Consider the following 24,612-nt stretch of genomic DNA (forward strand, 5'->3'; position numbering starts at 1 on the left):
CGGTGATTGAACCGCTTTGTCGGGGATCGGTAGATACAACACCGTATAGGTGGGATCAAAACGCATGTACATCGGACGATTTGTTGTCGTCGCCCCCGGCATCGGTGCATATCGCGTCTCCTCTCGATCGTTCCCGAACAGACAAATTCTCGATCGGGATGAAACGCTAACCGTAGGTCCGACTCCCGATGCGCCAGAAACCGACAATCCCTACGTCTCGTATAACTGCGTGCGAACTGCGACCCCTCCCGGTGGCGGAGACTCTATGGCGATCGTTGGGAATGGCTCACACGTCGATCCGATCGCCGAAAAAGTCGATATGGGCTATCCCGCTCGAGACGCGCTGGCGTTGAGCCTGCTGGCGTTGGATTTCGAAAAAGACGACTACAATACCCCACGGATCGCCGGCGTGGTAACCGAAGCCGACGCGACGATCGCCATCGTCCGCCACGACGCGCTGATTGTCGAAACGGTGACCGAGCCCACGCTTGTAGCGACGTACGAACACGATAGCCCACAAGCGTACGATTTCGAAGCCACAGATGCGACCGAAGCCGCAAGCGAAGTCTACGAGGCGGCGTTCGAACACGCAGTCTGTGCTGCGGGCGTGACTGTCGATCCTGATGGCGTTGAGATGGCGATCGAGAACTGACCGCGTGGAGATACCGATCGAGAACTGACCGCGTGGAGATACCGATCGAAAATTGACCGCGTGGAGATACCGATCGAAAACGGACCCAGCCAGTGACTACCGCGTAGGGTTTTTGCGAAGAGACTTCTGACAAGGTTGGTGAGCGTCGTTTTCCTCGAGGCTGGATATATACGTCTTCGCCGTTGATCACCGCGTATGCACATCGGGATCCTATCTGACGTGCACGGAAACAAGCCAGCATTAGATGCCGTTTTGACTGATATGCCACCGGTCGACCAGCTCGTCTGTGCGGGCGATCTCGTCGGGTACAATCCGTGGCCGAACGAGTGCACACAGTGGGCCAGAGAGCAGGATATCCCAACGGTCTCTGGGAATCACGATCGTGCGGCGGTTACAGAGACGGGATTCCGGTTCAACGGTGCGGCACGAGCGGGGATCGAATACACGCGCGAAGTATTGGATCACCAGTCAATCGCGTGGCTTCGATCGCTCCCGGCGAGAGAACGCGTCGACGTCGGCACAGTTGTGATCGTCCACGGCCACCCAGATGACCCCGATCGGTACACGTTCCCACACGAGTTCAGCGAGCGATTACTCGAAACGGTCGATGGATCGGTACTCGTGATGGGTCACACGCACAAACAAGCCGCTGAGCAATTTTCATCCGGGATTGTCATGAATCCCGGCAGCGTTGGCCAGCCGCGCGATGGAGATCCGCGAGCGGCGTACGCAGTCGTCGATACCGAAGCGCTGTCTGTTGAACTCTGTCGAGTCGAGTACGATATCGATCGCGTCGCAGCGGCAATACGAGACGTTGGGCTTCCCGAATCGCTGGCCGATCGGCTCTACGAGGGGCGGTAGGTACAGGGTAGTATCTGCGATTTCAGAACTCTGACTGAACGATTTCGAGTGTCTCTTCACGATCGGACCAGTCGACGAACAGCGCAACGGAGGTAGCGCTCGTGATCACGTCGTGGAGGTTGATTCCCGCTTCGGCGATCGGCGAGAGGATCGCCTGAACGACACCAGGACGGTTTGGGAGCTCACCGCCGGTCACACGAATAACTGCAACACCGCCGTCGACGGTGATGCTCGAGAGCGTCGTATCGGATACAACCTGCTCATGTAACAGCGCTTCAGCCTCTTCGGCGAGGTCTTCTTCGATATAGAACGTGATCGAATCCATCCCACTTGCGACGCAGTCAATGTTGATATCGGCCTCCCGAAGTGTCTGTGAGAGCTCCGCAAGGATCCCCGGCCGGTTTCTAATCGCTCGGCCCGCGACAGTGATACACGCAAGCGGCGTCTCTTGCATGTCGATGAGGTTCTCGAACTGCCCTTCGATCCGTGTCCCACCGGTGAGCAGATCACCGTGTTGGTAGTGGACCACGCGAACGCCCATCTGGCCGGATTTGTACGACAGCGCGCTCGGTGCGACGACTTCAGCGCCCCGGAACGAAAGATTTCTGAGTTCGTCGACGGTGATTTGACCGACGTTTCTCGCACCCTCAACCACGCGAGGGTCTCCGGTCATGACACCTTCGACATCAGTGACGATCACGACCTCGTCGGCATGCATATACTTGCCGAGCATGACTGCCGTCGTGTCGGATCCACCCCGTCCGAGAGTCGTGATCTCTCCAGCGTGGTTCTGTGCGAGGAATCCGGTAATAACGGGAACGACATGGTCGAGGTTCGATTCGAGCGCCGCAGCGCGCTTTGTGGTCTCTTCGACATCAACTTCACCGAGGTCGTTCGTGATGATCGGCCACTCGTCGCGGCCAGGTTCGAGGAAGACTGCGTTGACCCCTCTCGACTCGAGCGCCGCTTTGAGCATCCGAACGCTCGTGCGCTCGCCCATCGAAACGATCTCCGCGCGATCGGCGTCAGATGCCTCGAACTGGATTTCGTCAAGCAGATCATCGGTCGTCGACCCCATCGCGCTCGCGACGACAGCAATCTCATGCCCGGAGTTGACTGCGTTCGCAATAGAATCCGCAGCACGGTTGATCCGATCGCCGCTTCCAAGGCTCGTTCCGCCGAATTTGGCAACTACGCGCATTGACACCCTCCCGATGGTCGATCGAGTGGACGCATGTCCAAAAGTGCGATGTACTCGGTCATGCGCCACCGTAGCGCGGGCAATCAGATAACGTTGTCCACTTGTCCAACGGTTGCCGATTCCACAGGTTCCGGCCTTGCGGTTACAAAAGTGGAGACAACTGATTTCGATTGGTTACATTCCTACCGATCAACAGTCGTATTTGATACACTCAATCTATAATTGGCAGTTTCCAACTTTGAGCCCCTTTATTTCGACTGCAAACCACCATCCTTCGAGATACTACCTCTCGAGTAGGTGCACAAGAAACAAAGGAATAAATAGAGAAACGAGCGCGTCACTCCCGATCGGTAACGCCCCACGCATCCGGTACTTCGATGACATATCTCCCGTCTTCACGCAGGGAGATAATGTACTCATCACGATCGTACAACTCCATGAGATTAATCTCGTACTGGCCAGGATTGAGAATTTTGATGCTCTCAAACTGTTCGTTTAGTTCGTTTCTGAGTTCTTCAATGTCCGGACGATCACCACCAGCGTCATCGGCGACGGGGGCGTCAGTATCTGTTTCGTGAGGTTTTGCAGCCTCGATTTCGGCAGGGGAGACGACATCAGATCGAGCGCTTGCCTGAGCGGTATCTTCTTTGGAAGTGCCAGATTGTGATTGTTTCTCCGAACTGCCGGGTTCGGTTGAGCGATCCGATCGACTAGAACTAGAATCATTGTCACTCCGGGAGGAAACAGGAGTGTCGACGGTATTCATTCCGGCTGGTGGTGGATCCTGTGGGGGGGCAGGTGTCTGAGCTGATGAAGTGGTTGCACTGGAAGATTGGGTTTGCGGCGAGCCAGAAGATTCAGACTGCGGCGAGCCGGAAGATTCAGTGAGATCGTCGATCGATCCAGGATGAAATTGAAACTTATTTCCACCACAGTCTGGGCAGCCAGATAACATCTCTTTTGAGCCGTCGGGAAACGTGCGGGAGCAGTTGGTACACTGATGAGGCATCGTTCTATTTGCGTGAAACGAGTGCGCTGATCAGCGTCTCGTCTTTATGCAATGTCTTGATCTGGTTCGCCGGGCCAATAACGGTGAGTTTTTTTGTCGACTCCCGACCCATAATTCGATCGAGAAGGCCCTTGGTGGCTGCCTGTGTGCTTGGATACGTCTCGATTTCGAGTCCGGTGAACCCGTCAGGGTTGATTTCCGACATTGTCACCTCGATAAGCCGAGATTCCTCTTCGGGTGACAATCCTTCTTCAAGAATGACAATTTTTCCGTCTCGGACGCTGTCGAGGATGAGCCGAATTTTTTCCATACTTGCGAGTCCATCCATCCGAGCACCGCTTATTAGGTCGATCTGAACACCTTCATCGGCCGATGCACTGTCGTTGTTTGTGGGTTTCGCTTCAGGCATTATCCGAAGTACTCCGCGATCTTGTCGTATACTTCATCCATGTTATTCCCCTCAAGGGCCGACAGCGGAACCGTTTCGTGCTGTGGGAATGCGTTTGCGACCTGCTGGACGTTTGCGTCTTCGAGATCGGTTTTGTTCGCGAAAATGAGAACCGGGAGGTCACGACTTTCGATGATTCCGATTAACATCGTATTAACCTGCGTGAACGGGTCCTGTGTCGAATCAAGCACATAGATCACGCCGTCGACGTCTTCGCGGAGCCAATGCATCGCTTCGGCAACACCTTCTGTCGCCTCGCGCGATCGGCGAACTGCGTCCTCTTTTTCCATATCGTGATCAAGAAACTCCTTATAATCGACTTTCGTCGTGACTCCAGGAGTGTCAACGACGTCGATTGTCACCGTCTGGTTATTGCGCTCAATCGTGACGTTCTCTTTGCGACGTGCACGACGAGTTTCGTGTGGAATATGACTTTCAGGACCGACGGTATCTCCTGCCCAATCGATCGCGATCCGGTTTGCGAGTGTCGTCTTGCCTGCATTTGGCGGCCCATAGATTCCAATGCGTTTTGGTTCACTGTCGGCAAACAGCCGATCGGTTACTTTTGAAATGCTGTCTTTGAGATTTGTAAGTAGACCCATCCTGACCTCCCGCGCCTCCCTGGCGTCCGGTCGATCGGACGGCTGGAGGGCGTATACGCCTATCTTCCACTCTGTGCACACTTAAGTACTACGTCAGACGTGGGAAATCAGTCCCTAATTACTGGTTTTGACTCTTGTAGTCCCAAATATATCTGGATCAGAAACAGCTGTCCGCCGAGGGCAGCTTATCACGGCCCTCGCTTCGTTCGATCTCCGTGTTGCTGTCTCCCACGGTGTGTTCGTAATATAGTCCCGAGCGGGACTATATCGAGAGTACTGTCGCCCCCCACCCCTTTGTTTCAACTGGAACACGAACAAATAGACAACCCGGATAGTCTCGAGAAGTATTTATCGCTATTTTTCTAATAAAAATAAGAATATATTATTACGTAATATACTATCTTCCTGTGACGCGGTTACTGTTATACAGTATATTATATAAAATTTTCTCAATTAAATACAAACAGCGATATAATTCGACCCTCTCTTGGAGAGTGTTCCACCCGAAACAAAGGGGTGGGGGGTGAGATATGTCTGTGAGTGTACCAAATCAATTCGTCTGTACTATCCACATACCAACAGATAGATAAGTAACACTTTTGTTGGTCGTGTTCGTCTGGTTCGACTGCATCACGTGGAGTCACCGTCTACTAACGAATTCGGAAAACGCTGTATTAATCGGTAAAATCGACGAGTATCGGTTCGCTGCCGAAAAGCTCCACTTGAAACAAGGGGGTTGTCCGCTCCTGGGGGAATATGACCGACAACGATACAAAAGACGACGATACGCCGCCTCCGAGCTCTGAACAAGAGTCTTCACAATCGCGCAATACCACCGTAGATACAGTCATGCAAGATATCGATGAATCAGGCGATCCAGATAAATCCGACCGAATCAAACCTGATGAAGATATCGAGACGTGGATGGGTCAACAGAGCGATACTGGGGGAGAAGACACTGAGACTGGTGATACTGGCGACTCAAACACGACGGAGACCGATATCATAGACAGCTTAGAGACTGCGAAGACCGATGTCATAGATACCTCAGAGACTGATGTCATAGATACCTCAGAGACTGGCGTGAATAATTCTCCTAAAACAGATACCAGCCGCAGTCGGGATCGATCCTCGACCAGATTCGATTTTAACAAAATGTTAGAGACCGACGAGGAGTCTGAAAACAAAGGATTGTTCGACGATCTCCTTGCGGGTGAACCGATCTTCGAAAATAAAGAAGTCCTTCGTCCCTCCTACACCCCTCACGAGTTACCGCATCGGAACGACCAAATCAACCAGATGGCGACAATTCTCGTCTCTGCGCTCCGCGGAGAAACGCCATCCAACATTCTCATCTACGGCAAAACGGGAACCGGCAAAACTGCGAGTGCAAAGTTCGTCAGCCAAGAGCTCGAATCGACGTCACAAAAATACGACGTTCCATGTGAGGTCCAGTACATCAACTGCGAGGTGACTGACACCCAATACCGCGTCCTCGCACAACTCGCGAATAAGATTATCGAGCAGAACCGGGCGGCGATCGAATCACGGCTCGAGTATCTCACCGACCGTCTTGCTGCAACGACTGAGGGTACAGATTTCGATACCGTCGAGTTCGATCGGATCGATCGATCGTTTGACTCTCGACAGGCTCTCGAGGAGCGGATCGACGAACTTGAATCCGATCGTGCTGACATGGAACCTGTGCCGATGACCGGCTGGCCAACCGACCGGGTGTATTCAACGTTCTTTGACGCCGTCGATTATCGTGAACGTGTTGTCGTTATTATGCTTGATGAGATCGACAAACTCGTCGAAAAGTCTGGCGACGACACACTGTATAATCTCTCGCGGATGAACTCTGAACTGATAAACTCTCGGATCTCGATTATGGGGATCTCAAACGATCTCAAGTTCACGGACTTTCTGGATCCACGGGTCAAATCATCACTCGGCGAAGAGGAGATCGTGTTTCCGCCCTACGACGCGACCCAACTCCGAGATATTCTCCAACACCGCGCGGACATTGCATTCAAACCCAACGCGCTCTCAGACGACGTCATTCCGCTCTGTGCAGCGTTCGCCGCCCAGGAACACGGTGACGCCCGGCGGGCGCTCGATCTGCTCCGAACCGCAGGTGAACTTGCTGAGCGAGACCAACAAGACACCATCGTTGAATCCCACGTCCGACAGGCACAGGACAAGATTGAGCTTGATCGCGTCGTCGAAGTTGTCCGTACGCTGCCAACCCAATCGAAGATTGTCCTGTTTTCGATCATTCTGCTCGAAAAAAATGGAGTCCACAATATCAACACGGGTGAGGTGTTCAACATCTACAAGCGTATCTGTCAGGAACTCGACGCAGATGTGCTCACGCAGCGCCGCGTAACTGACCTCATCTCTGAGTTAGATATGCTCGGGATCGTCAACGCGGTTGTCGTCTCGAAGGGTCGCTACGGTCGGACCAAAGAGATCAGTCTCTCGGTGCCGATCGACGAGACGGAGGCTGTCCTCCTGTCTGATTCACGACTTGGCGATCTTGACAACGTTCAGCCGTTTGTTCAAGCGCGCTTCGATAACTGACTGCCAGTAGTCTGTGTCCTTTATGTGGCTGTACTGTTTGCTTTGTCTGGCTGTACTGTTCCCTTTGGGTTGGGATTACCTGCGAGGTTTCTGTGCTTCCGGTCGTCTCCCAATTGCCGGCCAGAGTCCGCCGACGATCGCGATCGTCGACAGCGGCACGGTCGGCCCCAACACGGTTTGGCCGGTAAATGCGAGGCGGATCCACCCGAGATACGGGATCCGAAGCCGGGCGATTCCGGTGATCCATTCGGCATCGACGACCGGTGCAACGCCGTTGACTTGATCGTAGGCGCCGTTGTTATCGCCCTTGGTGATGTAGCCGTCTCGGGGGGCAGGACAGGTTTCGAGGTCCTCACAGTCACGGCCGTTTGTATACCGATCATCGGCGGTTTGGACCCAGTTTTCTCCGCGATCGACACTGAAGTGTGGACGGTGGATTACGGGTGGGCCAACTCCGCCTGGCTCGTCAAATACGATAACCGACCCGGGATTATTGAACGACGTGTACTCGCTCGCCTCCCCCTCTCGATAGGTTACGATTCCGTGTTTATCCGCGGAATCGGGTGTGAGTCGCCCGGGCTCGGTGACCAGCACAAGATCGTACGTTTTGATGTTTGGCTCCATGCTCCCGCTTTCGATCGCCACCATTGGAGGCCAGACACCGCTGATTCCAAAGAGCAATCCACCAATCAGCAGTACAATAATAACGCTCAGTAGGATCTCCCTGAGGAACACTAATGGCCCTTCATCCGCGTGGTAGAGCCTGTAGATTGGATTTTGCGAGCGAGAATCTGTCTGTTCGCTCTTCACTCGTGGCGTATTGTCGTTTAGCGGGGTTCGCTCGCTGTCACCGATCTGATCCGAAGCTTTGCTAGCGGTAGATAATCGCTCTTCGTCTACAGACGAGTGCTCCGTATCCACAGTTGATTGATCACTGGGGAGATCGTTTGGAGGTCGACCGGTTCGGTTGTCTGAGCCGGTCCTCTCGGACGATCGATCGGACTGTTCGTCCCCTCCACTCATTGATGACTCTTCTTGATCGCCAGCTTTCAACCTTCTGTCTCCACTCTGTGACTGGTCGCTCAATCGTTTTCACCGAGCCGGGTCCCGCTATCATTTTCACCGAGCCGGGTCCCGCTATCCTTTTCACCGAACCGATACCATACTATCGATGTGCCTTCGGAGACGCCTGTGAGCATCGTACAACAGTTAGCCCTCCACGGATACAACGCCGATCGTGACGCCGTAACAGTACTGTCTCGAACCGATGAGCCACAGCTCGCGGTCGAAGCTGTCGTTGAGGCGATTGACGACGACGTGCTCCGCATTACCGTTGAGGACGTACGATCGATCCTCGAGACCGACCCAGTTTCGGATCCACCGCAGCTTTCGCCAGCATCTACCGAAGCGGTGCAGCCGACCGATTCTCCAGTCGAAACAAAGGGGGTTACAGCACGGTCCACATCCGAACGAAGTGATCGAGTTACCGAAGCTAATCCCAAGAGCGACCAAGGTTACGTGAACCCCACTGGTGATTCGTCTGATCGGTCTCTCGGTAATTCGTCTGATCACTCTCCCGGTAATTCGTCTGATCACTCTCCCGGTAATTCGTCTGATCACTCTCCCGGTAATTCGTCTGATCGGTCTCCGAGGGATTCCTCACAGCGATCGCTCTCGATTACAAACGACATGACTGGTCGAAGCACCGGCACCGGCGAGTACAAGGAGTTCGTTCGGACCTTTCGCGACCGCTATGAGCGGCTCTCGAAGCTTCTGAAGACCCGAGTCAACCATCGACCAGCGACGGCGATCGAGACGATGCCTGGCGGAAGTGAAGCCGAGATGATTGGACTCGTCAACGACATTCGATCAACAAAAAGTGGTCATTGGCTTATCGAACTTGAAGACACTACGGGGACGTTTCCGTGTCTCATAACGAAAGACAAGCCGATCGCCGAGTTGGTTGCGGAGTTACTACTCGACGAATGTGTCGCGGTACAGGGTCGGCTCTCCGACGACGCAGGCATTCTCTTTGTCGATTCGCTCCACGTCCCTGACGTGCCGCGGACCTACCGTCCGAGCACGGCCGATCGCCACGTCCAGGCCGCGCTCATTTCGGATGTCCACGTCGGCAGCCAGGAGTTCATGGCCGAGGCGTGGCACCGCTTTACCGACTGGCTTCACACCGACGAAGCCCAACATGTCGAATACCTCCTCATCTGCGGCGATATGGTTGAGGGCGTTGGCGTCTATCCAAACCAAGACGAAGAGCTCGATATCATCGACATTTACGAGCAGTACGAACAGTTTGCAGAATATCTCAAAGAGGTTCCCGGAGACCTCGATATCGTCATGATTCCCGGTAACCACGATGCGGTCCGACTCGCGGAGCCACAGCCGGGATTCGACGAGGAACTCCGATCGATTATGGATGTCCACGATCCGAAAATCGTCAGCAACCCTGCGACCGTGACGATCGAAAACGTCTCGATTCTCATGTACCACGGCATCTCTTTGGACGAGGTCATTGCCGAACTCCCCGAGGACAAAGCGAGCTACGACGAGCCACACAAAGCAATGTATCAGCTACTGAAAAAGCGCCATGTTGCGCCCCAGTACGGCGGCCGAAACCGGCTCGCACCCGAAACGAAAGATTACTTAGTTATTGATTCGATCCCGGATATCTTTCATACCGGTCATGTTCACAAACTCGGGTGGGGCAAATACCACAATGTGCTCGCCGTAAACAGCGGCTGCTGGCAGGCCCAAACTGATTTCCAGCGGAGTGTCAACATTGACCCTGATTCTGGCTACGCACCGATTGTCGATCTCGATACCCTGGATATGACCGTTCGAAAGTTCGTTTGATCGCTGCTTTTCGACGCTTACTACGGGTCGAGGCGATACCTGATCGTTTGCGTCGTCTCGAACATCGGGCCAGGACCGGCGTTTTTGAATCCTGCTTGCTCTGCGGCCCCTTGTAGCGTGTCCCGTTCGGTTTCAACGAGTAGCTCAACGGACATTCCTTCGCGTTCGGCAAATCGGATCGGTTCACGAAGCAGCTGTACACACGCCGATCGCTGTCCACCAAACTGCGTGATGTGGACCGTTTGATCTCGTGCATCAAAACTCACAAACCCGAGAAGTGATGCCCCCGTATCGCCTGCGTCCGTGTTGGGATCACTTGCGCGTGTGTCGTCGTCAGCGGCGACCCGGACTGTTCTGTCGTGGACGAGGTTCCGCATCACGTCGACTGGCGAATCAGCGATCGCAGCTAGCGCCTCGGCGTCGGCTTCCACTGCGTCACGAATATCCATACTATATGTTACCGACACACATAAATAAACATCCTCATCGTCGCTTACAACGATTCAAATCCCATCACGCGGCCACCCATCCCGTATGCGGCAGTACCGATCACTATCTGCCACCTGTCCAGTCTGTACCGCACCGCTCAGGTATGGCGTCTCGATCCGCGGTCATCATTGGATCGCGACGATCGACTGCAGCGATCAGCGCTGTGACCGATCGTTTGGGAGGATTCGACTTCAGGCGGAATCTGAGACCGAAGCTCGCTCGATAGCTGAACGGCACTGTCACCGATTGGTTCACCCATCTGCTAGCTTATGATATGAGGTTTCAGCCCGTGACACAGAGCCAGTGGCCCACGCTACACAGCGGCATCCCTTCGCGAGGGGTATTTCGACTCTGCGATCGCGAACGTGAGCGTACTGATGACGCCCAACAGCGTTCCCACGGTCAACGCGACCGCAAGATCCGACAGTCCGAACGGGGCAAACACGTCCGTATCTGGCAAGAAAAACCCCGAGAGGCCGTACAGGACAATCGCGATCGCGATCACGTAAAACGGCGCGTTAAGATATCGCCAGCGGAATCGATCGGCCAAATACTCGTCGGTGATCTGTCCCAGACTGCTCGTTACGCCTGCAGCGGCGAACCACTGTACGGATGCGTGAATAAACCCTGCGCTCGCGGTGAGAAGCGCTAATCCCTCGGTGGTATTTGCATTGAGCGTATCGACGGTGTTCATCCCTTGGACACCTCCGACGATGATGAGCGCAAATGCGACCACGTAAGTGATGAGCGTGACACGTCCGGCGTAGAGTCCGTTTCTGATCCGATCGGCAGTCCGATCGACTGTTTCCTCCAGGCCCAATCCTCTAAACAGTGTGTAGAGCCCAAGTAGCGCCGAAATCAACCCGAGGACAACTGCTCCAGCGACATCGAAAATCCCTGCGATCACGACGAACGGGTAGATCAACAGCAAAATCCCAAGTGGTACGAGGATCGTTCCCCGCGTTTCAGGATCGGCGAGCACCTGTTTCATTGTGTAGTACATGGATTCGAGGTTTTGCGCCTGCCGGACGACGACTCGTCGGACGCCGTCGATCGGCATTCGCGACCGAATTACTGGCAACACCGATTCGTCTTGTGCGCCGTCAGTGATGACGATTGCGCGGACCTCTTCTCCCGTTTTGAGGCTCGCAAGCACGGTGTCGATCTCCTCGCCGATCGCACGATTTGCTTTGATATCGCTTCCCTCAACGCCGGTCACTGCTGCGACTTCTACCTCCTCGTCCTCCTCCGCGGTAAGCGTCTCGTGGACGTGGAGACCCTGAAATAACACGTTCACATCTGAGTCCTCTGGATCGGCCGTCGCGAGCGCGACGGCTGCGGCTTCGACGTTCTCGTATCCAATCACCGGGGTATCGAAGCCGGTTTTTCGACCGAGATCGTTATCTAGGTCCACACAGAGGACAAGCTGCATTCGTTTGCGTCTATGCGAGCTACCCACATATGTGTTTTCGGGGGCTCGGACCGTTCTTGTGATTCCATTTCTCACACTCTAGGCGTCGTGTTCGACACCTGCAAGCAGTCGATTGACGCTGTCTGTCTCGTCGATCACCCGCGGATGTGCTGCCAGACAGATCACGAAATCTTCGCCGGCCTCGATCGGTTCTGTCACGTGGAGTGTGATGTCGATTGTCAGGTCTGCGTTCGCTGGACTGGCCTCCGCGCGGTACCGAACTACTGTCACGTCTGATCCAAGTACTGTCTCAGTCCGTTCGCTGTCGCGATCGACGGAATCGATTGACTCGTACCGCGCCTGGGCCTCCAAGATGAGTTCGTCAGTGCTCATCTCTCCCACCGGATTAAACGTCTGGCCGAATAGCTCGACCTGCGGTGTGCTAAACACGGTGAATGTCGCTCCCTGGAGGCGTACGCCGAGCACCTCGATCGCGCGATCGTACTCGGCAACCTGATTCGTCACGACCACGTCTCTGGACTGCCCGGCCGCCTCGAGGGTACGTGTCACCTCCGGATCTCGAAGCCGGTACTCGCTGTAGCCAGTCGCAGAAAGCGCGTCTTCGTTGGCTCTTGCCTGTGCGGCGTTGAACTCGACTTGCTCGCCAGTCACAAAATCGGTTACGACGCATCCAGACAGCGAGGCAGCGCCGATCGCGCCGGCTGTGGCCAAGAGCCGCCGCCGCGATCGGTTGAGCTGTATCGACTGCGCATCGGCTTTCGACCTGGTTTTGGCGGATTTGTTAGCATCCTGGGCGATCGGTGTGCGATCCATGTTTATTTATAAGCGGCCACCTCAGAAGACACTGCGGGTACGGGGGAGAAAATAGTGGTTTGCTGATGTCTCATTGGGTGTGAACAACCGTCGATCGGACGGGAGTCTTCACGTGGGCGCGTTTCGCACGCTTTTTAGACTCCGAGACGGTATTGATAGCAACGAATGATCTCGAAGGGCTGTGAGCAGTGCGCGAAAGGCGGTAAGATGGTGCTTTTCGTCTACGGCTACTGCGATCAGCGCGACTGTTTTTACTGTCCACTCGGCGAGAACAGGAAGAACGTGACCGACGTGTACGCCAACGAACGACTCGTCGAGTCCGATGCGGACGTGCTTGAAGAGGCACACCGGATGAACGCCCTCGGAACGTCGATTACCGGTGGAGAACCCCAGGAGGCGATGGAAAAGACCTGTCGGTACCTCCGGCTTCTGAAAGACGAGTTTGGTGAGGATCACCACACCCACCTGTACACGGGAATCACCGGCGGTCGAGAGAACATGCGCCGACTCGCGGAAGCCGGACTCGACGAGATCAGGTTCCATCCGCCCTACGAGCTGTGGGGTGAGCTTCACGGCACCGAATGGGAAGAGATCCTCTACATCGCGCGTGAGGAGGGGCTCACGCCTGCGTTCGAAATCCCTGGAATCCGTGCAGAACCGGAGTTTCTGGAGTTCCTCGACGAGGGGGCCGCCGACTTTTGCAACGTCAACGAGTTCGAGATGTCCCACGGCAATTACCGGCGGATGCAGGAAGCCGGCTACGAGCTTCAGGAAGGACACATGTCTGCGGTCGAGGGATCGAAGGCGGCGATTCTCGAGGAGATGGGCGATCACCCGAAGGTGTACTTTTGTACGAGTGTGTTCAAAGATGCCGCCCAGCACCGAAACCGCCTGAAGCGGATGGCTCGAGTCATCCGCCGGGAGTTCGACGAGATCACCGACGACGGAACGATCGTCTACGGGAAGGCGTGGGAATCAAAAGAACGTCTCGACGAACTCGGTGTCCCTGAAGCGTTCTACACGGTCAAATCCGACCACGTCGAACTCGCGTGGTGGCTGCTCGAAGAGATGATCGAGGAGGGCGATCTCGATCGCGGCGAAATCGTCGAACAGTATCCGACAGTCGACGGTACTGTCGTCGAGCGGACCCCGCTCGCCTGACCAGTCTTCAGCCGGGCGATTATTTTCTCCGATCGGTCACGTTTTGATTGTATCCAACAGTGTCCGCTGGCGCACATCCAAATACGAACACCTGTCCACGCTGGGTGTGATGACAGAGACGCAGACACCCGACACGATCGCCCACCTGCTCGTGACGAACGTTGACGAGCTGGTTCGCATCCATCTTGAAGATGGACAGCTTACGATCCCGACCGAGCCGTGTCGCGGTGGGACTCCAGCTACGACAACCGTCTCGGTCGACTACTTTGACGCTATCGTTGAACGCGCTGCGATCGAAGACGGCGGTCTCACACTGTGCTGTATGGATGGGCTGCATCTCCCCGCTTCTGAATGGGTTCGAACCGGGCTCGATCGTCACTGGCACGCGGACGACGCCGATCTCAGAAGTCCGTTTTTTCCGCCACGCCGAATGCTTGAGGTCTGGGCGAGTCGCGAAGACAGTCTCCACGCGTCCGACGCGCCGTACATATTCTCGCATCTAGATGAGATCCCCTCTGATTCGCCAGTCATCACCGAATGGGCGTCCAACGCTCCCGATAGATATCCCGATCGACCACCGGTCCCGTTCGATCGCCCGACGCTCTCTGTCCGTGCGATCCGTGCGGAAGGAGTCACGGATGTCAGAGGATTTGACCGAATCGAGGTTGGTCAGATCAGTCGGGTCGAACCGCTCGAGTCGATCGCTGAGCAGCCCACAGCGCCAGATATTGAGCTACGTGAAGTGGATCTCTCACCACCCGCTCGCCATCCCGAGATTACCTACAAGGATCTTGATCCACTTCCGCACTCTGACGAGCTACTAGGGGCTGTGTTCACGATCAACCGGCACGCCAAGCGTCTCGGAGCGGAGGCCGATACAGCGTACCGCCGTGGTGATGGTGCGCACGCACGAGCGCATGCGGTTCGAAAGCGCGCACTGTATCGGACAAAAACTGTCGCAGTTCATCGATTCGGCAGGTTCGATCCGGATTCGATTCGGGTCGCCCGGCATACACTCGGTGACGGCCATGAACTGCTTTGCTTCTACATCGAGAACTACTCGTATCATCAACCGCCAGCGGCAGTCGAGCCGGATTTTCTTGAAGCGATCGCAGGCGTCGACGATCGATCGGAACTCCCAGCCAAAGAGATCAATCTTGAGTCATCCACGGAGACTGCCACGCTCGATCGATCACTCTCGGCAGCTATTTCGATCCTGCGAGATCACGGCATTGAGCCAAACGAGTACCTCGACCAGCGGAGCGTCGAAGATTTCACCGACGGGTTTGAGATAGCAACGACGTTCTGAAAATAGGGACGACCATGTCGGATCTCAAGTAGCGGAGGGTCAATGGTCAGTGGAGGGTCGATCGTCAGCGTGGTGGAGGGTCGATCGTCAGCGTGGAGTGGAGGGCCGATCGTCAGCGTGGTGGAGGGTCGATCGTCAGCGTGGAGTGGAGGGCCGATCGTCAGCGTGGTGGAGGGTCGATCATCAGCGTGGAGTGGAGGGCCGATCGTCAGCGGGGACACGTTCTTTGTTTGGTTCTCACTGCTCGAATCGGTACGTCACCTCTATTTGTGCCGAGACGGTCACCGGTCCGCGGTCAATCTGGGTCGGTGCTCCGCCGTCGTCCCCAGCAGCCATCTCGAGATGCCCGACTGAGGCACGGTACGGACGCACGCGGCCTGGATCAGTCGAGACCGTCTGGACGCCCGTGATTGTGAGGCCTTTTGCCTCAGCCACAACTTCGGCCTCCTGTCGGGCGTTTTCCGCGGCGAGTTCGATCGCTTCCTTACGGAGTTCGTCCCGGCGATCCTCGGAGACGCCGAAGTGAATCCGTCCGACCTCATCGCCCCCCCCCGTCGACGGCCGTATCGATGAGTTCACCAACTGAATCGACATCCTCTACGTTGATTCGGAACTCATTTATTCCTCGATAGGTCCCGTCGTTTCTGTGTTCGCGGATGTCGTATCGTCCGGTGGTTATCTGCTCATCATTGAGACCGTATTCGAGCAATGCGTCCTTGAGCTCCTCGGCGCGGCTTGCGAGTTCCTCGCGAACTGCTTCAGCCTCGCTGCCGCTCGCTTCGATTACCACGGATATCGAGGCAGTGTCCGGTTCAGTTTCGACCGCACCGGATGCCGCCACGTGGATGAATTGGCCGTTGACGTTGAGCTGGTCTACTTGGGTGTTTGATCCGCTAACTGACGGGCTGGTTGTTTCGCCTGTATTCCCGATCGGTGTTGCAGCGAGCGAGGTACATCCTGCACTCGCGAGACCGGCACCAACGGCGCCTGCAGCGGTAATGAACTTTCTGCGTCGCATAGTAGCGACGACGGCGGGATCAGTATAAAAAACGCCGTAGACACAAAGATGTCTTTGTGTTATCTGTTTTTGTTGAAATCCTCCGGACCTGATAGACATGCTGTACAAAACACAGAGGATATATTCACCAGGTCCATCTGATTTTGTCAAGATTGTCTTCGCTGTTAGGAACCGAGCCACCGTTTGTATCCGGACTCCTCTGATTGCGTCAGAAGATGTCTTCCCGCCGGATATAGAGAATAATGAATCCAGCTATAAGCAAGCCAATCCCCCACCAGAGCGAATCACCAGGCAGCACAAAGAGTAGTAGCGTCACTAGCCCGGATGTGAGAAGTGACCAGCCGAAGGTGGTCTGATACGCCATATCAGCGATAGCCGCTCCTCATAAAAAGGATGGCTGGTTGCTGTTGCAAGGATGGTTAATTGTCGCTCCTAGAACAGAGTACCCCGGGAAACAATCAGAGAATAAACCATACTCGCTGTGTCTCTCGTACGGCTACAAAATCCGATGACATCTTGCGGATCTCAACAGCGCATGGTACCAGGTTTCTTATTTCACCGATCGCGCTCAGCCAACAACTCGTCATCGACGAGTTCGTCAACGATGTCTAGCTCGCGAGCCTGATACGCTCTCGTCATCGCGTAGACGATCGCGTATCCAACAATGGCCACCGCGATCCCGAACACGACAAACCCCGAGACGGTCATCACCGCGACTGAGACTGCGCCCTCCGCGCTCGCTTCGATCGATGTCGCCGATCGACCGAACATGAGGCTTCCAATCCAGAAGGCTGCGATGTACATTGGCGCTTTGACCAACGGGTTGATTACGAGCACTGAAGAGAAGATTGCGATCGAGTTGATCCGCGCAGACAGCCGCGTTAGGAGCCAAAACAGGCCCAACCCGAGGCCGCCGGTCGGCAGCGTCGTCACGAACACGCCAATGGCAAAGCTGCCGGCAACCTCATGTGGCGTGTGTTGTTCTGCGAATGCCCGTCGCAGTTCCGCGCGGGCTTTTGTCCAGTACGTCCCCACTCGTCCGCGCCGCATGTTACCACCCGAAGACCGGTACAAAGCGGAAGACGAGGAACGCACCGATCGTCGAAATGAGTGGGACGACGTTCTGCATTATCAACACGCGTGCAGTTGTCGATGGATTGAACAGGTCCGATGCGCTCGGGATGTCGGCTGGGTTTTCTTCGCCGATCTTTGGGAGTTCTTCGCCTTCCTCGTCAGCAGCGAGGGCTCCGACGGAGACCCGCGGCTTTTCGGCGGTTCCGCGAACACTGTCTCTGACTGTCGTCGTTCGGGTTGCTCGACCCCATCCAAGTCCGACGATCGACGTGGTCGCAATGACGACGAAACTCGCGGGGATGCCGATGAGCGACAGCCCAACGACGAGGATCGCACTCACTGTCGAGACGATAATCGCCGCCGTCAACGGCAGCGCGGTGATATCGTTACCGAGTGTATCGAGCGTTCGTCGTGCAATCGTGAACGCGCCGATCGCGACTGCGACGCAGGCAATGACAATTCCGGGGTTCATTTCGAGTGCGCCGCTGCCGACAAGCGGGGCAATTGCATTCGCGACGTTACTCGTCCCCGAACTGAACGCCATTACACAGCCGATCGCCACGACAACGGTCGTTCCGACAAGTTCCCGTGTTGTCGTATTTGGCCCGAGTGCGATTGACGGAATTGATCCCGATCGATCAATGGTAAGGAGACTCCCATCTGTTTGAATCAGGGCAATACGACGATTGAGTTCAGCGTAGAAGTACCGCCCGATAACACCCGAAACCCAAAAGCCGATCACGGGTGCAACGAGCCACCACGCGACGATTTCGCCCATTACTGCCCAGTTGAGTTCGTTTGTCGCGAGCCCGAGCCCAGCGATGGCCCCGACAGCGGTCATCGAGGTCGACGCAGGCACGCCAAAGACGTTCCCGACAAACAGCGCGAGCCCGATAAAAAACAACACGGTAATGCTCGCCTCAATGGTGAATATTGCGGGATCGAACACCAACTCGCGCCCTAGCGTGTCGACGACCCGTCGACCGATTGTCCACGCACCAACAAAGAAGAACACCGACATCAGCGCCGCCGCTAGTGTTTTCGAAATAACTCCGGCTCCGACTGCAGGACCGAACGCTGGTCCCGTCGTCGCACCACCGATGTTGTACCCGACGAACATCGCCACCACGAGCCCAATGCCGAGTAGCAGTTCGATCATATCGCACCTCCAACCAGCAGTTCGATCACACTGGAGACACGAGCGCGGTCGTGGTAAGTTTCGCGCTTCGGATATGGCTTCTCTGGTGCCGATCGATGCTGCGAGCACTGCCGCATCGCTTTTGCGACCGGCTAGCCAACGCTCACACATGCAAACGCTCACAGAAAAGCGCGTTTTCGGCGATCGGTCTGGGTCTACGGCGGTGTTTCTCGGAACGGAGCTCGGGCTCGTCGCCGTCTCAGTATCGGGTGAGCAGATTGGTGAGTTCTCGTTGATTTACCGTGAACCGGTTGCGGACGTTGCTGTGGCCGAGGACGTCGTTGCGATCGCGACTGACTCAGGCGTCTATACCGCGGCAGTTTACGCCGACGATCGACCATTCACCCGAATCGCGCATGCCGAGGCTGTCGCGATCGCTGCCGATCCGGATGGATTTCTTGTCGCTGGGCCCGATGGCTCAGTGCGTCGGCTTGGCTTCGATGGGGTGATTGAAACGATCGGGCGCACAGAAGGGGTCCGGGCCATCGATCTGCCACTGATCGCGGCCGCAGACGGCGTCTATCGCGTCGAAGACGGTTCGTTCACTGGCGTCGGACTTTCGGATGTCCGCGATGTCGTCGGTCGCGGCGTTCCCTTTGCCGCGACAGGTACTGGGTTGTACACGCTTGGAAACGGCTGGATGAAAGACGTTGATGGTTCATTCGAACTCGTTGCTGGAGATGGACACGAGAGCGGCCACGCGGTCGGGACGGCTGGACTCTTCGCGTACTCCGGGCACGCGTGGGAGCCGATCGACTCGCCGGTTGCAGAGCCGATCGTCGCGTTGGCCCACGGTGCTGGGCTGCTTGTTGCTGTGACTTCGGCCGGTCGGCTCTGTGTCGATGCTGGTGACGGGTGGCGACACCAGCTGCTCGGTGTCACCGAGGCGCGGTCGATTGCGATCGCGGCGGACCGAAACGGCGTTTAGGCGCGGTCGTGAGTATCCCCGTATGACCACTATCGTTCCCGGCTCCGCGTCGCAGTCGCTGGCTGCCGCGCTCGCCCGCGAACTCGACGCTACGCTGGCCGTACCGACCTTCGATCGCTTCCCGGACGGTGAAACGCTTGCCGCTGTTCCTCAGTTCGATGACGATTCGGCGATCGTCGTTGCCGCAACCGTCAGCAACGATGCCCACATCGAACTGCTCCAACTCGCGGATGCGGTTTGTGAGGCCGGCGCGACGACTGTGACGGTCGTCATTCCGTACATGGGCTACGCCAGACAGGATCGAGCGTTCAACGACGGACAGCCTGTCTCTGCGCGCGCGGTCGCTGCGGCGATCGACACCGCGGCCGATCGCGTCGTGCTCGTCAATCCTCACGAACCGTCGATCGCGTCGTTCTTTTCGACCCCTGTCGAGACAGTCGACGCTGCGGCACATCTCGCGGAACCGTTACCTGACGCGCTCACCGACCCACTGTTTCTTTCCCCGGACGCAGGTGCGATCGAGCTTGCCGAAACCGTTCGCGACAGCTACGGACAGGGTGAGACCGACTATTTCGAAAAAGATCGCGACTACGACACCGGCGCGGTCGACATCTCACCGAGCGACGCCACCGTCGAGGGACGCGATGTGGTCCTTGTCGACGATATCATCGCGACCGGATCGACAATGAGCGAGGCGATTGCCGTACTGCGCGATCGCGGTGCAGCGGGCGTCTACGTCACCTGTGTCCATCCGATGCTCGCAAACAACGCGCTCGCAAAGCTCTCGGCGGCTGGAATTTCTGCGGTGTACGGAACCGATACGATCGAGCGATCGGTCAGCGAAATCTCGGCTGCGCCGGCGATCGCGGCAGTGCTTCGATCCTGAGCAACCGCGATCGCGGCCGTGTTTCAAGCCTGAGCAACCGCGATCGTGGCGGTGTTTCGATCTTGGTTTTCGGTAGCGACAGCCCGATTACGCTGATCGAAACGCCCGAAGCCGCGGGAGTAGCTCAGTCGCACCGACGGCGTAAACGCCAACGTACAGCGCGATCGCACCAGCCGCGGCAAACCATGCCGCGACTTCGATTTCACCGGCGAGGTAGGACGCGTACGCAAGTGATTCGACGTAGAGCCCGATTCCAGAAAGCAGTCCTGCACCGATGATGTACGCCACGAGTTCGAAGACCCCGAGTACGTACTCCGAGAGGAGTTCCATACCCGCCGGTGGATCGTTGACGGTTGTCAGTCTTTCGGGTCGTCGATCAAACGCTCGCTGTGGTGCTGAGCTGTCGTTTGTCGGACCAGAACTGATTTTTCACGGCAAATCGCAGCGTCGAACCGATCTTCTTGGACGAATCGTCTCGCCGACCCGGTCTCTCTCAACGAGTCGTAGACGCAAACCACCGGGCAGGGTTCGCGCTTTTGTCGATGAGCGGGTGCAACAGCGATGGACTCCGCTCGAGGATCGACAGCATCGAGGCACCGACGATCGCGTCGCTGCTGTGGATCTCTGCTACCCCACGGAGTTTTCTTCATCCAATCGAACCCACAGCTATGTGTCGGTATCCAACGGAAACGCACCCAATCGAGCCGGACTGTCAGCGCTGTCCCGCTCTCGTCGAGTCCCGGACCCAGATCTCGTGGGGAACCGGTCCGCTCGACGCGAGCGTCCTGGTGGTCGGCGAGGCCCCTGCGGCTGGTGACCCGACGGCCGATCGCTGGCAAGGCGGCAACCACACCGGCGCGGCCTACACTTCCCGCCACTCCGGCCGACTGATCAGGCAACTCATCGCCGAGGCGGGCTACGCCGAAGACGCCTACTACACGAACGCGGTCAAGTGCTTTCCCGCCGACGGAACCGGATCGAACCGCGAGCCGACAGCCGACGAACGGGTCACCTGTGCGAGTCATCTCCGTACAGAGATTGACGCTGTCGCCCCGGAGGCGATCGTTCCAACCGGCAAACACGCCACGAAATCGGTGTTCTCGCTTGCCAGGCGATCGCTGGACGGCTTTCTCGACTCGGTGCTCACACCGGTTCGCGCGGACGTATTCGACGCTCGTATTGTTCCAATTTTGCATCCCTCGTATCAGGCCGTCTGGCGCGCACGGCTCGGCTACGATGTCGAGGGATATCGCCAGGCTGTCTCGGAGGCGATCGGCGGCCCTGATATGGCTTGATGGCTCTGTTGCTGGGTTCGATCGGGATCTCGATGGATCCGATCGCGATCGCACTGCGTGGTCATCACGTGTTGATTGGCAGGTTCGCGCTCTGTTTGATTACTTTCCATTTGATATTTCTCAAAGTGGGTGCAAGATAGAGCGCGCATATGGTTCATTCTCTGATTGTTTCTCGGGTTCCCCAGTTCCAAGCGGGACAATTAACCATGCTTGCAACAGCAACCAGCCATCCTTTTTGTGAGGGGCGGCTATCACTGATATGGCGTATCAGACCACAGTCGGCTGGTCACTTCTCACATCGGGGCTAGTGACGCTACTACTCTTTGTGCTGCCTGGTGATTCGCTCTGGTGGGGGATTGGCCTGCTCATAGCCGGACTCATTGTTCTCTATATCCGGCGGGAAGATATTTTCTGACGCCGATCGCCCCTAAGACGGGTAACGTTCTTACTGCGGGCGATCGATTTCTCGATTATGACCGACGACTGTATCTTCTGTCGCATCATCGACGGCGACATCCCCAGCCGAACCGTCTACGAAGACGAGGACGTCTTTGCGTTCCTCGACGTGAATCCGCTCGCTACTGGGCATACGCTCGTCATTCCAAAAGCTCACCACGAGCGGCTGGACGACCTTCCGGAGGGGCTGTCTTCGAGCCTGTTCGACGCGGTTCACGCGCTCACGCCGGCGATCGAAACTGCTGTCAACGCCGACGCAACCACGATCGGAATCAACAACGGGCCTGCGGCCGGTCAAGAAGTACCGCACGTCCACGTCCACATTGTTCCGCGCTTCGAGGGCGACGGCGGCGGCCCCATCCACGCGATCGAACCTGATCGTCCCGATCCGAGTGACGACGAACTTGATGCGACGCTGGTGGCGATTGGTGAGGCGATCGATCGGTGAATACACTGAAACAAAAGTATTTGGTGTTATATACGAATATACACGTGTATATTTTTGATACTAATATTCATCTAACTAGAACTGTCTGGATTGGTCAATACTGCCGGCAAACATTTCAAAATAGTGTGCTGTGAGGATGTCAGTGAAGGCCTCACTTAATACATCTTGTGGCCCTTCTAAGAACTACAGTACTCGAAAGTACACAGTATGCGTCCGCTCTCATATGCAGTGGACGTTCTCGTGACGGTAGATTACCGTCCATTCCCGTGGTTTTGTCTCCTCGTGGGCCGCATACATAGTCCAAACGCAGACTGCAATATCCAACCCACACAATGCCTCAAAATAACCCATCGCAGTCAAACCACATCGACAAATTACTGCACGTACTTGCAGACCCACACTGTCGGACTACCCTCTCGTACTTGCAGCACTCCTCGGACAGTGTTGTTTCGGTTCAAGACCTCACAGACGAGATCAGTACCGACGGTCACGGCGACACAACACAGCTCAGGATCAAATTACACCACTCGACGCTCCCCCGACTGGCAGATACTGGCGTCCTTGAGTACGATCCAACCGATCATACAGTACGGTATCACGGCCACCCCCAACTGGAACCGCTCATGAATAGTATCTCTGAGTCGTCTCCCGAGACGATCGACTAACCGCTACTCAGCGATTTTTTCAATCAAGTTGCACGCTGTCGATCGTCGCACACACAGGTGTTCAGGCAGGGGTGGAAATTGAAGTGTAATCAGCGTCTTGTCTACAAATCTCTCAACTTCACGTGAACGTAGGCCATTAGAATCTATCTTAATTATTAGTTTTAATTCTATATATCTAATTGCTGTATTACAGTTCGTCCTACTATTATCAGATCCAATAATTTATATACGATGTACTGGCACAATAGTACGTACGAATGAAGAGTCACGATCTATCTGTGGCAACTGATTCGGCTTGTCCGGAATGCAGCGGTGCAGTTCGGGCAAGTGATGGTGAGATTGTCTGCAACCAATGCGGATTAGTCGTAGATGAAGACCTGATCGATCGTGGGCCGGAGTGGCGCTCATTCACCGACGACAGAGAACAAAAACAACGAACCGGTGCACCACTCACACCATCCCGACACGATCGCGGACTGTCGACAGAAATTGGCCGTCCCGGGTCGCATTCACCCCGACGCCGGCGACGGATGGCCAGACTCCGCCGCCAACATCGTCGCGCACAAACGGCATCAAAGCGCGATCGTAACCGGCGCAACTCGTTTTTTGAGATTAGACAGCAGGTCTCGACGCTGTCGCTGCCGGATATGGTTCGCGATACCGCGTGTTCGATTTTCCGATCGGCGCAAAACGCGGATCTGCTCCAGGGCCGATCGCTTGAGGGATTTGCTGCCGCCAGTGTGTACGCCGCGTGCCGCATCGCTTCGGTCTCGCGAACGAAAGCTGAGATCCTCGTTGCGTCGAAAGCTACTGCGGCCGAACTCGACGCTGCATTTGCTGCGATCAACCGCGAGCTCGACATTCCGATTGGACCGCCGTTGCCGATCGAATATATCCCTCGATACGCAACTGAACTCGAACTTGACGCACAGGCTGAATCGTATGCGAGGAGGCTCGCGATCGCGTGTCAGGAGTCTGGGCTCTCGAACGGTCGCAACCCAGCAGGTATTGCCGCCGCGTGTCTGTACACTGCAGGTCTCGAATACGGGTATGCGATCACCCAACGGGAAGCCGCGGCGGTTGCCGATGTTTCTTCGGTAACTGTTCGAAAAACATATAAAAAGCTTGATGAATTAGATTGCACACCTGATCGATCGCGCTGATCTGTCGTCCCCTGCAGCCGATCGCTTATGTACTATCGCGGCTTCACATTGGA

25 protein-coding genes are annotated in these 24,612 nt (G+C 56.0%); 12 read left to right on the top strand and 13 right to left on the bottom strand.

Features of this window, described 5'->3' with window-relative positions; translation table 11 throughout:
- Positions 1 to 64: 64 nt before the first annotated feature.
- Positions 65 to 652, top strand: coding sequence for an IMP cyclohydrolase (locus E5K03_RS14755; protein WP_138007558.1), 588 nt, complete (start codon positions 65 to 67; stop codon positions 650 to 652).
- A gap of 195 nt (positions 653 to 847) precedes the next feature.
- On the top strand, positions 848 to 1,513 hold the full coding sequence (locus E5K03_RS14760; RefSeq protein ID WP_138007559.1) for a metallophosphoesterase family protein: 666 nt from the start codon (positions 848 to 850) through the stop codon (positions 1,511 to 1,513).
- Positions 1,514 to 1,535: 22 nt separating this feature from the next.
- On the opposite strand, the gene E5K03_RS14765 is transcribed toward E5K03_RS14760, so the two are convergent.
- The 4 genes from E5K03_RS14765 to E5K03_RS14780 form a co-directional block, all read right to left on the bottom strand.
- Positions 1,536 to 2,714 (bottom strand): aspartate kinase, encoded by a 1,179-nt coding sequence (locus E5K03_RS14765; protein ID WP_138007560.1) that lies wholly within the window; start codon positions 2,712 to 2,714, stop codon positions 1,536 to 1,538.
- Positions 2,715 to 3,051: 337 nt separating this feature from the next.
- Positions 3,052 to 3,723, bottom strand: coding sequence for a Zn-ribbon domain-containing protein (locus E5K03_RS14770; RefSeq protein WP_138007561.1), 672 nt, complete (start codon positions 3,721 to 3,723; stop codon positions 3,052 to 3,054).
- A gap of 4 nt (positions 3,724 to 3,727) precedes the next feature.
- Positions 3,728 to 4,132 (bottom strand): DUF2073 domain-containing protein, encoded by a 405-nt coding sequence (locus tag E5K03_RS14775; protein ID WP_138007562.1) that lies wholly within the window; start codon positions 4,130 to 4,132, stop codon positions 3,728 to 3,730.
- Positions 4,132 to 4,773 (bottom strand): Era-like GTP-binding protein, encoded by a 642-nt coding sequence (locus E5K03_RS14780; RefSeq protein WP_138007563.1) that lies wholly within the window; start codon positions 4,771 to 4,773, stop codon positions 4,132 to 4,134. Before E5K03_RS14780 ends, E5K03_RS14775 begins: the two co-directional genes overlap by 1 nt.
- A gap of 849 nt (positions 4,774 to 5,622) precedes the next feature.
- Between E5K03_RS14780 and E5K03_RS14785 the strand changes: the two genes are divergently transcribed.
- Positions 5,623 to 7,356: a Cdc6/Cdc18 family protein gene (locus E5K03_RS14785; RefSeq protein ID WP_138007564.1), complete on the top strand. Its 1,734-nt coding sequence runs from the start codon at positions 5,623 to 5,625 to the stop codon at positions 7,354 to 7,356.
- 75 nt (positions 7,357 to 7,431) lie between these two features.
- Here the strand turns inward: E5K03_RS14785 and E5K03_RS14790 are convergent, their stop codons facing one another.
- Complete coding sequence (locus tag E5K03_RS14790) at positions 7,432 to 8,004, bottom strand: S26 family signal peptidase (protein WP_138007565.1); 573 nt, start codon at positions 8,002 to 8,004, stop codon at positions 7,432 to 7,434.
- A 525-nt stretch (positions 8,005 to 8,529) separates the two neighbouring features.
- Here E5K03_RS14790 and E5K03_RS14795 point away from each other — a divergent pair.
- A complete protein-coding gene (locus E5K03_RS14795; RefSeq protein WP_138007566.1) occupies positions 8,530 to 10,224 on the top strand; it encodes a DNA-directed DNA polymerase II small subunit in 1,695 nt (564 codons plus the stop codon).
- A gap of 20 nt (positions 10,225 to 10,244) precedes the next feature.
- Here the strand turns inward: E5K03_RS14795 and E5K03_RS14800 are convergent, their stop codons facing one another.
- The 3 genes from E5K03_RS14800 to E5K03_RS14810 form a co-directional block, all read right to left on the bottom strand.
- Positions 10,245 to 10,673 (bottom strand): hypothetical protein, encoded by a 429-nt coding sequence (locus E5K03_RS14800; protein WP_138007567.1) that lies wholly within the window; start codon positions 10,671 to 10,673, stop codon positions 10,245 to 10,247.
- Positions 10,674 to 11,026: 353 nt separating this feature from the next.
- Positions 11,027 to 12,145, bottom strand: a complete 1,119-nt coding sequence (locus E5K03_RS14805) for a DUF373 family protein (RefSeq protein ID WP_138007568.1) — start codon at positions 12,143 to 12,145, stop codon at positions 11,027 to 11,029.
- A gap of 78 nt (positions 12,146 to 12,223) precedes the next feature.
- Positions 12,224 to 12,958, bottom strand: coding sequence for a DUF6517 family protein (locus E5K03_RS14810; protein ID WP_138007569.1), 735 nt, complete (start codon positions 12,956 to 12,958; stop codon positions 12,224 to 12,226).
- A 165-nt stretch (positions 12,959 to 13,123) separates the two neighbouring features.
- Between E5K03_RS14810 and E5K03_RS14815 the strand changes: the two genes are divergently transcribed.
- Together E5K03_RS14815 and E5K03_RS14820 are read left to right on the top strand one after the other, a co-directional pair.
- Positions 13,124 to 14,119: a radical SAM protein gene (locus E5K03_RS14815; RefSeq protein ID WP_138007570.1), complete on the top strand. Its 996-nt coding sequence runs from the start codon at positions 13,124 to 13,126 to the stop codon at positions 14,117 to 14,119.
- Positions 14,120 to 14,228: 109 nt separating this feature from the next.
- A complete protein-coding gene (locus E5K03_RS14820) occupies positions 14,229 to 15,428 on the top strand; it encodes a hypothetical protein (RefSeq protein ID WP_138007571.1) in 1,200 nt (399 codons plus the stop codon).
- Positions 15,429 to 15,665: 237 nt separating this feature from the next.
- Here the strand turns inward: E5K03_RS14820 and E5K03_RS14825 are convergent, their stop codons facing one another.
- The 4 genes from E5K03_RS14825 to E5K03_RS14840 form a co-directional block, all read right to left on the bottom strand.
- On the bottom strand, positions 15,666 to 16,007 hold the full coding sequence (locus tag E5K03_RS14825) for an SIMPL domain-containing protein (protein WP_171006713.1): 342 nt from the start codon (positions 16,005 to 16,007) through the stop codon (positions 15,666 to 15,668).
- Positions 15,967 to 16,446, bottom strand: a complete 480-nt coding sequence (locus E5K03_RS14830) for an SIMPL domain-containing protein (protein WP_171006714.1) — start codon at positions 16,444 to 16,446, stop codon at positions 15,967 to 15,969. Before E5K03_RS14830 ends, E5K03_RS14825 begins: the two co-directional genes overlap by 41 nt.
- A 555-nt stretch (positions 16,447 to 17,001) precedes the next feature.
- Positions 17,002 to 17,496, bottom strand: coding sequence for a DUF2062 domain-containing protein (locus E5K03_RS14835; protein WP_138007574.1), 495 nt, complete (start codon positions 17,494 to 17,496; stop codon positions 17,002 to 17,004).
- A 1-nt stretch (position 17,497) separates the two neighbouring features.
- Complete coding sequence (locus E5K03_RS14840; protein WP_138007575.1) at positions 17,498 to 18,679, bottom strand: inorganic phosphate transporter; 1,182 nt, start codon at positions 18,677 to 18,679, stop codon at positions 17,498 to 17,500.
- Positions 18,680 to 18,827: 148 nt separating this feature from the next.
- Here E5K03_RS14840 and E5K03_RS14845 point away from each other — a divergent pair, with 148 nt between their 5' ends.
- Both E5K03_RS14845 and E5K03_RS14850 read left to right on the top strand, forming a co-directional pair.
- Entirely contained in the window at positions 18,828 to 19,646 is an 819-nt protein-coding gene (locus E5K03_RS14845; RefSeq protein WP_138007576.1) for an HVO_0234 family beta-propeller protein, read from the top strand.
- A 22-nt stretch (positions 19,647 to 19,668) separates the two neighbouring features.
- Positions 19,669 to 20,532, top strand: a complete 864-nt coding sequence (locus tag E5K03_RS14850) for a ribose-phosphate diphosphokinase (protein ID WP_138007577.1) — start codon at positions 19,669 to 19,671, stop codon at positions 20,530 to 20,532.
- Between the two features lie 87 nt (positions 20,533 to 20,619).
- Here the strand turns inward: E5K03_RS14850 and E5K03_RS14855 are convergent, their stop codons facing one another.
- Positions 20,620 to 20,862 (bottom strand): hypothetical protein, encoded by a 243-nt coding sequence (locus tag E5K03_RS14855; RefSeq protein WP_138007578.1) that lies wholly within the window; start codon positions 20,860 to 20,862, stop codon positions 20,620 to 20,622.
- Between the two features lie 338 nt (positions 20,863 to 21,200).
- On the opposite strand from E5K03_RS14855, the gene E5K03_RS14860 reads away from it, so the two are divergent.
- The 4 genes from E5K03_RS14860 to E5K03_RS14875 all read left to right on the top strand — a co-directional run bounded on the left by E5K03_RS14860 (position 21,201) and on the right by E5K03_RS14875 (position 24,559).
- A complete protein-coding gene (locus E5K03_RS14860; RefSeq protein WP_138007665.1) occupies positions 21,201 to 21,827 on the top strand; it encodes a uracil-DNA glycosylase in 627 nt (208 codons plus the stop codon).
- A 472-nt stretch (positions 21,828 to 22,299) separates the two neighbouring features.
- Positions 22,300 to 22,731, top strand: a complete 432-nt coding sequence (locus E5K03_RS14865; protein ID WP_138007579.1) for an HIT family protein — start codon at positions 22,300 to 22,302, stop codon at positions 22,729 to 22,731.
- Positions 22,732 to 23,063: 332 nt separating this feature from the next.
- Positions 23,064 to 23,396 carry a DUF7344 domain-containing protein gene (locus E5K03_RS14870; RefSeq protein ID WP_138007580.1) on the top strand — a complete coding sequence of 111 codons (333 nt, stop codon included), beginning with the start codon at positions 23,064 to 23,066 and terminating at the stop codon, positions 23,394 to 23,396.
- A gap of 257 nt (positions 23,397 to 23,653) precedes the next feature.
- Positions 23,654 to 24,559, top strand: a complete 906-nt coding sequence (locus E5K03_RS14875) for a transcription initiation factor IIB (protein ID WP_138007581.1) — start codon at positions 23,654 to 23,656, stop codon at positions 24,557 to 24,559.
- Positions 24,560 to 24,612 lie beyond the last annotated feature (53 nt).

Source organism: Halalkalirubrum salinum (assembly GCF_005543295.1).
Lineage (GTDB): Archaea > Halobacteriota > Halobacteria > Halobacteriales > Haloferacaceae > Halalkalirubrum > Halalkalirubrum salinum.